General features: G+C 70.8%; 9 protein-coding genes. 4 read left to right on the forward strand and 5 right to left on the reverse strand.

Translation table 11 applies throughout. The annotated features are described in order from the left end of the window. Positions 1-244: TetR/AcrR family transcriptional regulator (locus AC1DXV_RS26800; RefSeq protein ID WP_477936434.1), on the reverse strand; the 244-nt coding region annotated here is incomplete at its 3' end. Between the two features lie 128 nt (positions 245-372). Between AC1DXV_RS26800 and AC1DXV_RS26805 the strand changes: the two genes are divergently transcribed. Beyond that, positions 373-1,083, forward strand: a complete 711-nt coding sequence (locus AC1DXV_RS26805) for an SDR family oxidoreductase (protein ID WP_477866053.1) — start codon at positions 373-375, stop codon at positions 1,081-1,083. Positions 1,084-1,099: 16 nt separating this feature from the next. Here AC1DXV_RS26805 and AC1DXV_RS26810 read toward each other — a convergent pair whose 3' ends face one another. Continuing rightward, positions 1,100-1,861, reverse strand: a complete 762-nt coding sequence (locus AC1DXV_RS26810) for a tetratricopeptide repeat protein (RefSeq protein ID WP_477866054.1) — start codon at positions 1,859-1,861, stop codon at positions 1,100-1,102. Between the two features lie 106 nt (positions 1,862-1,967). Here AC1DXV_RS26810 and AC1DXV_RS26815 point away from each other — a divergent pair, with 106 nt between their 5' ends. After that, on the forward strand, positions 1,968-3,434 hold the full coding sequence (locus tag AC1DXV_RS26815; protein ID WP_477866055.1) for an AMP nucleosidase: 1,467 nt from the start codon (positions 1,968-1,970) through the stop codon (positions 3,432-3,434). Positions 3,435-3,486: 52 nt separating this feature from the next. Here AC1DXV_RS26815 and AC1DXV_RS26820 read toward each other — a convergent pair whose 3' ends face one another. Further along, entirely contained in the window at positions 3,487-4,440 is a 954-nt protein-coding gene (locus AC1DXV_RS26820; RefSeq protein WP_477866056.1) for a LysR family transcriptional regulator, read from the reverse strand. A 99-nt stretch (positions 4,441-4,539) separates the two neighbouring features. On the opposite strand from AC1DXV_RS26820, the gene AC1DXV_RS26825 reads away from it, so the two are divergent. Further along, positions 4,540-5,199: an NADPH-dependent F420 reductase gene (locus tag AC1DXV_RS26825; protein ID WP_477866057.1), complete on the forward strand. Its 660-nt coding sequence runs from the start codon at positions 4,540-4,542 to the stop codon at positions 5,197-5,199. Here AC1DXV_RS26825 and AC1DXV_RS26830 read toward each other — a convergent pair whose 3' ends face one another. Then, a complete protein-coding gene (locus tag AC1DXV_RS26830; protein ID WP_477866058.1) occupies positions 5,200-6,621 on the reverse strand; it encodes an aldehyde dehydrogenase family protein in 1,422 nt (473 codons plus the stop codon). A 101-nt stretch (positions 6,622-6,722) separates the two neighbouring features. Here AC1DXV_RS26830 and AC1DXV_RS26835 point away from each other — a divergent pair, with 101 nt between their 5' ends. Then, positions 6,723-7,622, forward strand: coding sequence for a LysR family transcriptional regulator (locus tag AC1DXV_RS26835; RefSeq protein WP_477866059.1), 900 nt, complete (start codon positions 6,723-6,725; stop codon positions 7,620-7,622). A 106-nt stretch (positions 7,623-7,728) separates the two neighbouring features. Here the strand turns inward: AC1DXV_RS26835 and AC1DXV_RS26840 are convergent. Then, on the reverse strand, positions 7,729-9,397 hold a 1,669-nt coding region (locus tag AC1DXV_RS26840), incomplete at its 5' end, for a hypothetical protein (protein WP_477936436.1).

The raw sequence follows: 9,397 nt of genomic DNA on the forward strand, positions 1-9,397 counted from the left end.
CCGCCGCATCGCCCACGACCCGCCGCCAGCGCTCGCCGCCCTCGTCGAACACCCGGCTGCAGGCCTCGGCCATCAGGTCTTCCTTCGAGCCGAACTGGCCGTAGAAGCCGCCGTGCGTCATGCCGGCGCTCTTCATCAGGTCGGCCACGCCGATGCCGTCGAAGCCGCGCTCGCGGAACAGCTTCGCCGCCACCTGCAGCACCCGTTCGCGGTTCTGCTCGGCTTGTTCACGACTGACTTTCATGGGGAGAAGACCTTTCCGGCGCGGTGATGCCCAAGACGCCGCTTGACATGATAAATGATGCACGTCATATAATCTCAATCATGACGACCGTCATATAAACAATGTAAGCATCCCCGAAAGGACCCGCCATGAACATCCGCAATGCCGTCTTCCTCGTGACCGGCGCCAACCGTGGCCTCGGCAAGTCCCTGGTCCAGCAGCTGCTCGCCGCCGGCGCGAAGAAGGTCTATGCGGCCGCCCGCGACCCGGCCAGCATCACGCTGCCGGGCGTCGAGGCGGTGAAGCTCGACGTGACGAACGCCGACGACGTCGCGCGCGCTGCCGCGCAACTGAAGGACGTGAGCGTCGTGATCAACAACGCCGGCATCACGCGCGGCTCGCCGCTGCTGGCCGCCGGCAGCGCCGCGGCGGCGCGCGCCGAGATGGAGACCAACTTCTTTGGCCCGCTGGCGCTCAGCCAGGCCTTCGCGCCGGTGCTGAAGGCCAACGGCGGCGGCGCGATCGTCAACGTGCTGTCGGTGCTGAGCTGGGTCAACATCCCGAGCGCGGCGACCTACAGCACGAGCAAGTCGGCCGCCTGGTCGCTGACCAACGGCCTGCGCGGCGAGCTGCGCGCGCAGGGCACGCAGGTGGTGGGCGTGCACGTCGGCTACATGGACACCGACATGACGAAGGGCCTGGACACGGCGAAGGCGAACCCCGACGACGTGGCGCAGCAGGTCGTCGACGCGCTCGCGAGCGGCGCCGAGGAAGTGCTGGCCGACGACCTCAGCCGCAACGTGCGGCAGGGGCTGGCCGCGCCGCGCGGCGTGTACCTGGGCGAGCCGGCGGCGGCCTGAGCCGCGACCGCTGCCGTCAGGCCGACGGCGTCCTGGTCTGCTCGTGCGCGACGCGCAGCCGGCGCATCAGCTCGGCGTTCAACTCGCGGGTGTGGCGGTTCCAGCGCTCGGTGGCGCGCTGGATCTCCACCTGCAGGCGCGCGGCGAGTTCGGTCTCGCGCTGCACCAGCGCCCAGATCGCGAACTCGGCCCGCGCCTCGAAGCTGCCGAAGCGCGCCACCGTCGCTTCGAAGGCGTCGCGCGCCTCGCCATGACGGCCGGCGGCGGCCAGCGAACGCGCGAGCAGCAGCGAGATCTCTTCCTCGCGGAAGTTCGGGTCCTGCTGGCGGATCACGTTCAGGTGGCTGATCGCCTCCTGCGGGCGCTCGCGCGCGAAGCTGGCGCGGGCCGCACCGCGGCGGATCTCGAGATCGGTCGAGAACGGGCCCTTCAGGTAGGCCTCCCAGGTCTGCGCCGATTCATCGAACTCGCCGGCGTCGTACAGCGCCGATGCGAGCCGCATCTGGTTCTGCGCGGTCGGCGTGTACTCGAACGCGGCGCGGGCGTCGCGCAGCTCGCGCGTCGGGTCGAGCGATTTCACCGCCGCGACGATCGCCTTGCGCGCACCGCGCTCCAGCCGCGAATCCGGCAGGTAGATCGCCAGGAAGTAGACGATGCTGCCGAGCAGCGGGAACGAGAACAGCACGAACAGCCAGTAGGTCTGCTGGCGGCTGCGCACCGCGTGCACGGCAAAGAACAGGGCAATGACGATGTGAAGCCCGAGGCCTGCAATGGGCATGAGCGTCCTCCTCCGGTGTTTTGATGCCGCAAATTGTAGGAAACCCCGGCCGGCACGGGTGATGGCGGCGCGAGAGAATGGTCACGAACGGCTCCAGGAACATTCCATGTCTCTCGACTCCCAGCGCTTCACCGACCCGGTCGCCGCGCTCGCGCAGGTGCAGGCCATCTACGAGCAGAGCCTCGCGCACCTGCGTGGTGCCCTGCACAGCTTCGTCGCCGGCACCGCGCCCACCGAGCACGTGCGGGCCTGCTACCCCTTCGTGCGGGTGCACACCGACACCGTCGCGCGCGCCGACTCGCGGCTGAGCTACGGCTTCGTCGCCGGCCCCGGCACCTACGAGACCACGCTGACGCGGCCCGACCTGTTCCAGGGCTACTACCTGGAGCAGTTCCGGCTGCTGCTGAAGAACCACAACGTCGCGCTCGAGGTCGGCGTCAGCGGCCAGCCCATCCCGGTGCACTTCTCGCTGGCCGAACACGACCACCTGGAAGGCAGCCTGGGCCCGGACCGCCGGCTGCTGATGCGCGACATGTTCGACCTGCCCGACCTGGCCGCGATGGACGACGCCATCGCCAACGGCACCTACGAGACCAGGCCCGGCCAGTCGCACCCGCTGTCGCTGTTCACCGCGCCGCGCGTCGACTACTCGCTGCACCGGCTGCGCCACTACACCGGCACCGCACCCGACCACTTCCAGAACTTCGTGCTGTTCACGAACTACCAGTTCTACATCGACGAATTCGTGCGCCTGGGCCACGAGGCGATGGCCGATCCGGCGAGCGAGTACCTCGCCTTCGTCGAGCCGGGCAACGTGATCACGCGGCGCACCGGCACGGCCCACCGGCCCGGCGACGAGCTCGGCGCGATCCCGCCGCGGCTGCCGCAGATGCCGGCCTACCACCTGGTGCGCGGCGACGGCGCCGGCATCACGATGGTCAACATCGGCGTCGGCCCGGCCAACGCGAAGACGATCACCGACCACATCGCGGTGCTGCGCCCGCATGCGTGGATCATGCTCGGCCACTGCGCCGGGTTGCGCAACACGCAGGCGCTGGGCGACTACGTGCTGGCCCACGGCTACGTGCGCGAGGACCACGTGCTCGACGAAGACCTGCCGCTGTGGGTGCCGATCCCGCCGCTGGCCGAGATCCAGGTCGCGCTGCAGCAGGCAGTGGCCGACATCACGCAGCTCACCGGCTACGAACTGAAGCGCATCCTGCGCACCGGCACGGTCGCCTCCACCGACAACCGCAACTGGGAGCTGCTGCCGCAACGCACGCCGGAGCGCCGCTTCAGCCAGAGCCGGGCAGTGGCGCTCGACATGGAGAGCGCGACGATCGCGGCCAACGGCTTCCGCTTCCGCGTGCCCTACGGCACCTTGCTGTGCGTCAGCGACAAGCCGCTGCACGGCGAGATCAAGCTGCCGGGGATGGCCAACCACTTCTACCGCGAGCGGGTCGACCAGCATTTGCGCATCGGCATGCGGGCGGTGGAGCTGCTGCGGGCGCAGACGGTGGACCAGCTGCACAGCCGCAAGCTGCGCAGCTTCGCCGAGGTCGCGTTCCAGTAGCCCGGATGCCAATCCGGGATTCAGGGTCACGATCCCCGGATTGGCATCCGGGCTACGACACCGCGTAAGGCCGCAGCGCTTCGCGCGTGACGTGCAGCGCCTCGTTCGAGGCGAGCTGCGCCACCAGGTGATCGACGGTCGCCCGCACGCGCGGCGCGACCAGCGCGCGGTGCGGATAGTGCAGCGCCAGTTCGCGATCACCGGCGACGTGCTCGTCGACGAACAGCGCCTTCAGCTCGCCCGACTTCAGCAGCGGCCAAGCCTGCGGCAGCCCGACCTGCACGATGCCCAGGCCCATGCGCGCCGTCTCCACCGCGGCGCCGGTCGAGATCGTCATCACGCAGCGTTCGGGCCACAGGTCGACGGTCGAGCCGTCCGGTTCGCGGAAGGTCCACGGCGACACCTCGCCGCTGAGGAAGCGCACCAGCGCGACGTCGTGCGCCGGCAGGTCTGCCCGGCTGCGCGGCACGCCGCGGGCGGCCAGGTAGGCCGGCGTTGCCACCAGCACCATCTCGAGCCGGCCGACCGGGCGCGACACCAGGCCCGAATCGGTGGCACGGCCGCCGCGCAGCGCGAGGTCGTAGCCCTGCGCGATCAGGTCGACCCGCCGGTCGTCGAAATCCAGGTCCAGGACCAGCCCCGGATGGCGCGTCCTCAGCCCCGGCATCAGCGGCAGCAGGAAATGCTGGCCGTAGTTGCTCGGGCAGGAGATGCGCACGCGGCCGCTCGGTTCGGCGCGTTGCGCCGCCACCGCGTCGACGGCCGCATCGAGCGCATCGATCGCGACGCGCGCCCGCTCGAGGAAGGCCTCGCCCTCGCTCGTCAGCCGCTGCACCCGCGTCGTGCGGTTGAGCAGCCGCACGCCGAGCGAGGCCTCCAGTGACGCGACGTTCTTGCTGACCGCCGCCCCCGAGATGCCCAGCGCCCTGGCCGCCGCGGCGAAGCTGCCGCGGTCGGCGGTCTGCACGAACGACAGGATGGCCGGCACCCGCTGCGCTGCGTCCATTCTCAACCTTGGGTTATGAGTTCAGGAACCGGCGACCATCTTACGTTGTTGATTGACGGCTCGCACACTGCCCCCATCGACATCCCACTGGAGCCTGACATGAGTTCTTCCACCATCGCCATCCTCGGCAACGGCAACGTCGGCACGGCGCTCGCGAAAGGCTTCGTCGCCCGCGGCGACCGCGTGGTGTTCGGCAGCCGCGACACCGGCGGCGAGAAAATCCGCGCGGCACTTGCCGCCGTGCCCGGCAGCACCGCAGCCAGCCTCGTCGATGCCGCCCGACAGGCCGACAGCGCCGTCATCGCGCTGCCTTGGGCCGCGCTGAAGGCGGCATTGACACCCGCCCTCGCTGACGCGCTCGCCGGCAAGACGGTGATCGATGCCGTCAACCCGGTCGATTTCAGCTCGGGCCAGCCGGTGCTCGCGCTCGGCTTCACCGACTCGGCCGGCGAGACGGTGCAGCGGCTGCTGCCGCAGTCGAAGGTCGTGAAGGCCTTCAACATCATCACCGCGTCGCACATGGTGCAGCCGACGCTGGCGGACGGCGAACCGGACATGTTCATCGCCGGCAACGACGCCGGCGCCAAGGCCGAGGTCGCAGCGATCCTGCACCGCTTCGGCTGGCGCAGCGCGATCGACCTCGGCGGCATCGAGCAGGCCCGGTTGCTGGAATCGCTCGCGATGATCTGGATCCGCTACGGCTTCGGCAACAACCACTGGAGCCACGGCTTCAGCCTGCTGAACCGCAAGCCGGACTGATCAGCCCCCCGCGAGCACGCTCTTCGGTTCGAGGAAGGCCTCGAGCCCGAACTCGCCGAACTCGCGGCCCAGGCCCGACTGCTTGAAGCCGCCGAACGGCGCGCGCGGCTCGTTGTGCAGCGCGTTGATCAGCACCCGGCCGGCCTGCAGCCGCGCGGCCACCGCGCGGGCGCGTGCCGGGTTCGACGACGCCACGTACGCCTGCAGCCCGTACACCGTGTCGTTCGCGATCGCGATGGCGTCTTCCTCGTCGCGGTAGCCGATGATGGCCAGCACTGGCCCGAAGATCTCCTCGCGGGCGAGGGTCATGTCGTTGCGCACGTCGGCGAACACCGTCGGGCGGATGAACCAGCCGCGCGGCAGGCCGTCGGGCCGGCCTTCGCCGCCGACCACCAGCCGCGCGCCCTCGGCGAGGCCGATCCCGATGTAGCGCTGCACGCGATCGAACTGCCGCTGGCTCACCATCGGCCCGATCGCGGTCGACGGATCGGCCGGGTCGCCGACGCGCACCTGCGCCACCGCGTCGCCGATGCGTTGCGCGTACGCCGCCATCCGCGCCTGCGGCACCAGGATGCGCGTGCCGGCGATGCAGGCCTGGCCGCTGTTGATGAAGCCGGCCGCGACGGCGAACTTCACCGCCGCCTCGGGGTTCGCGTCGTCGAGGATCACGGTCGGCGACTTGCCGCCGAGCTCGAGCGTGACGCGCTTCATCGTCTCGACGCCGGCGCGCAGGATGCCCTTGCCGACGGCTGTCGAGCCGGTGAACGAGATCTTCGCGACATCGGGGTGCGTGGCGATCTCGGCACCGACCACGTCGCCACGGCCGTTGACGATGTTGAACACGCCCGGCGGCAGGCCGGCCGCATGCAGCGCCTCGGTGACGACCTGGGTCTGGATCGCGCTCATCTCGCTGGGCTTGATCACCGCGCTGCAGCCGGCCGCGATCGCGGTGGCGAGCTTGTTGCAGATGAAGCCGGCGTTCGCATTCCACGGCGTGATCAGCCCGACCACGCCGACCGCTTCCATCACGACCTCGGCGCTGCCGATGCGCCGCTCGAGCGGGTAATCCTCCAGCGTCTGCGCCGCCAGCAGGAAGGCGTCGGCCGCGTACTGCGCGCCCCACTGCGCCCGCGCCACCGGCCCGCCGTACTCGAGGATGGTCGCGTCGCGGATGTCGTCGACGCGCGCCAGCACCGCCTGGTGCAGGCGGCGCAGCATCGCGACGCGCTCGGCCTTCGGGCTGCGCGACAGGCCGGGCAGCGCGCGCCGGGCCGCGGCAATCGCGCGGCGGGCGTCTTCGGCATCGCCGAGCGCGACCTGGCCGATGCGCTCCTCGGTGGCGGGGTTGAAGAGGTCGAAACGCTCCTGGCCGTGCGGGGCCACGAAGGCGCCGTCGATGTAGATCCGGGTGATGTCGTGCATGTCGATGTCCTGTGCAATGAAGGGATGCATCGAATCTAGAGGCCGGGCATTGATTTGATAAGCTGCACGAATCCAGACGACTCGTTCTGGTAATCAGGACAATGCACAAATCAGGCCTCGTCGAACTGGAAGCGGTGCTGGCCGTGGCGCGGCACGGCAGCTTCCGTGCAGCCGCCACCGACATGGGCATGTCGACCTCGGCGCTGAGCGGCGCGGTGGCCGGGCTCGAGGCTCGCCTCGGCGTGCGCCTGTTCAACCGCACGACGCGCAGCGTGGCGCTGTCCGAGGCCGGCGAGCAGTTCGTCGCGCGCATCGCGCCGGCGCTGGGCGACATCCGCGGCGCGATGGAGGCAGTGAACCTGCTGCGCGACACGCCGACCGGCACGCTGCGGCTGAACACCTCGGTCGGCGCGGCGCGCATCGTGTTCGAGCCGATCGTGCTCGAGTTCCTGAAGCGCTACCCGCAGATGCAGGTCGACCTGGTCACCGAAGGGCGGCTGATCGACATCGTCGCCGAGGGCTACGACGCCGGCATCCGGGTGGCCGACACGGTGCCGCGCGACATGATCGCGGTGCCGATGAGCGGTGACATGCGAATGGCGGTGGTGGCGTCGCACGACTACGTGGCGGCGCACGGCAGTGCCGGCACGCCGGGCGAGTTGATGAACCACCGCTGCATCCGCTGGCGCCTCGCGAGCGGCGCACGCTACCGCTGGGAATTCGAGCGGCATGGCGAATCGCTGACGCTGGACGTGCCCGGCCCGATCACGCTCGACGAGCCGTCACTGATGCGCAGCGCGGTCCATGCCGGGGTCGGTGTCGGCTACCTGTCGGAGCTGCACGTCGGCGACGACCTGAAGCAGGGACGGCTGGTGCGCATGCTCGCGGACTGGACGCCGCCCTACCCCGGCATCTGCCTGTACTACCCGACGCGCCGGCACGTGCCGGCAGGGTTGCGGGCGTTCATCGAACTCATCCGCGAAAAGTCCCGTTCGGACTGAGCTTGTCGAAGGCCATGCGTGCTTTGGAAACGACCCTTCGACAGACGGGCCTTCGACAGGCTCAGTCCCTGCTCAGGGCGAACGGGGACGGGCCGTTCCTGAGGCGCTACAGGAAATACGGCCGCTCGTCGGCGAACAGCAACCGGCGCGCCGCATCGCGCCACGCCGACGGCGCCTCGCGACCGAGCAGCACGACGCCGGCCGCGTAGGCGTGCACGCGCCACTGGAACGACATCTCGGCCAGCACGCGATCGGCCACGCCGACATCGCGCGTCTTCTGCAGCTGCTCGAAGAACACCCGCATCAGCGCCGCATCGGTCGGCGAGCGGCGCGCGACGGCGGCGACGAAGGGCTCGATGTCCTGCCCGCCGCGTGCCGCGACAGCAGCAGCCAGCCATGCGGTCGCATCGTCGACACCGCTGTCCGTCGGCAACGCGATCGCCCGCAGGACCAGTGGCTGATCCGCACCGTCGGAGGCCGCCGCCAGCCGCAGCAGGCGGGCCTGGCGGTGCGCGGACCCGGCGCCTGCCGCCTTCAGCGCGGCGTCGATGCGGCCACGCGCCAACTCGGTGTACTCGGTCGGCAGGCCTTCCTCGGCGGTCGCGGTCCCGCCCTCCATCGCCAGGCGCGCGCGCAGCACCGGCGACGCCTGGGTCAGCTCGGCCATGCGCTTCGCGTCGTCCTGCTTCAGGAAGCGGCGCAGCCGCGCCTCGTCGATCGCGATGTACGCAGCCAGCGACGCCATGCGCCCGCGCGCTTCGCCCAGGCCGGCCAGGCCGGCGTCGAGGCGGCCGAAGTCGAGTTCGGAATACGCTGCCGCATAGCCGAACCACGCGTGCGCCGGCCAGCGCGCATGGCCGTCGATGAAGGCCTGCCACTTCTGCGGGCTCTCGGTGTCGCAGCGCACCGCGGCGTAGCGCAGGTTCGGGTTGTCGGGCGCGGCGCGGCTGGCGGCCATGTGGCGCGCACAGACCTCGGTGTGCGCAGCGCCCTGCGCGCCGTCCTGCTCGGCCCGCAGCGACGCCACCTCGTCGGGCGCCCCCTTCAGCCGCTCGCGCACCAGCGCCAGCAGTTGCGCGTTGTCGCCGACCATCCCGAGCCACGGCACCACGGCCCCGCTGCCGGCGGCATCCCAGCGCAGGTGCGTGGCGATCAGCTGCCGCCGCTGCGCGTCGTTGGCCAGCGCATCGAGCTGCCGGTCGGGCGGCATGTCGGCCAGCCCCTGCAGCACGGTGCGCGTGCCGCCGCCGCCCTTGGTGCTGATCGACTTCGGCGGCTCCTCGAACACATGCTCGGCACCGGTCGACGACCAGCGCGGCGTGCCGAGCATGCGCTCGGGAATGCTCTGCGTGCGGCCGTACACCGCGGTCCACTCGACCAGCGGCGCGGCCGACGCGACGTTGTAGACGTAGGTGCCGAAGCTGCCCTTCGCATCGGCCTCGAACGATTCGATCAGCGCGCCCTTCGGCGTGCGCGACTCGACCTGCACCATGTGCCCGGCCGGCAGCGTGAGCCGCTGCAGTGCATTCGGTGCGACGGCCAGCGGCGGGCGCCCGGCCACCGTCACCTGCACCGGCGTGCCCAGCCCGTTGTAGACGACGATCTGCGCATCGCCGACCGAGCCGCCCAGGCCCAGCACCGCGGCGATGATGCCGCCGGCCACGCCGAGCCGCGCGAGCGCCGGCACGGCGCCGYCGGCCGTCTGGAAGCGGGCGAGCCAGCCGAGGCGCGTCTGCCGCTCGCGTTCGCGGCCGGTCAGCAGCGTGGCATAGGCC

This window comes from Rhizobacter sp. P3_C12, assembly GCF_056402735.1.